The organism is Secundilactobacillus oryzae JCM 18671, from assembly GCF_000740055.1.
Lineage (GTDB): Bacteria > Bacillota > Bacilli > Lactobacillales > Lactobacillaceae > Secundilactobacillus > Secundilactobacillus oryzae.
The window spans coordinates 1-1,102 of record NZ_BBJM01000067.1; the positions used below are offsets into that span (position 1 = coordinate 1).

A 1,102-nucleotide genomic window follows, 5' to 3' on the forward strand; every position below is an offset into this window, starting at 1 on the left:
GCTGGCTCCCGAAGGTTACCGAACCGACTTTGGGTGTTACAAACTCTCATGGTGTGACGGGCGGTGTGTACAAGGCCCGGGAACGTATTCACCGCGGCATGCTGATCCGCGATTACTAGCGATTCCGACTTCGTGTAGGCGAGTTGCAGCCTACAGTCCGAACTGAGAACGGCTTTAAGAGATTAGCTTACCCTCGCGAGTTCGCAACTCGTTGTACCGTCCATTGTAGCACGTGTGTAGCCCAGGTCATAAGGGGCATGATGATTTGACGTCATCCCCACCTTCCTCCGGTTTGTCACCGGCAGTCTCACCAGAGTGCCCAACTTAATGCTGGCAACTGATAATAAGGGTTGCGCTCGTTGCGGGACTTAACCCAACATCTCACGACACGAGCTGACGACAACCATGCACCACCTGTCATTCTGTCCCCGAAGGGAACGCCTAATCTCTTAGGTTGGCAGAAGATGTCAAGACCTGGTAAGGTTCTTCGCGTAGCTTCGAATTAAACCACATGCTCCACCGCTTGTGCGGGCCCCCGTCAATTCCTTTGAGTTTCAACCTTGCGGTCGTACTCCCCAGGCGGAATGCTTAATGCGTTAGCTGCAGCACTGAAGGGCGGAAACCCTCCAACACTTAGCATTCATCGTTTACGGCATGGACTACCAGGGTATCTAATCCTGTTCGCTACCCATGCTTTCGAGCCTCAGCGTCAGTTACAGACCAGACAGCCGCCTTCGCCACTGGTGTTCTTCCATATATCTACGCATTTCACCGCTACACATGGAGTTCCACTGTCCTCTTCTGCACTCAAGTTTACCAGTTTCCGATGCACTTCTCCGGTTGAGCCGAAGGCTTTCACATCAGACTTAATAAACCGCCTGCGCTCGCTTTACGCCCAATAAATCCGGACAACGCTTGCCACCTACGTATTACCGCGGCTGCTGGCACGTAGTTAGCCGTGGCTTTCTGGTTGGATACCGTCACAACGTGAACAGTTACTCTCACGTTCGTTCTTCTCCAACAACAGAGTTTTACGAGCCGAAACCCTTCTTCACTCACGCGGCGTTGCTCCATCAGACTTTCGTCCATTGTGGAAGATTCC

Annotated in this window: 1 rRNA gene; it reads right to left on the reverse strand. The window is 52.6% G+C overall.

Annotated elements, in window-relative coordinates:
• A 16S ribosomal RNA gene (locus LOSG293_RS09755) occupies positions 1-1,102 on the reverse strand; the annotation flags it as partial.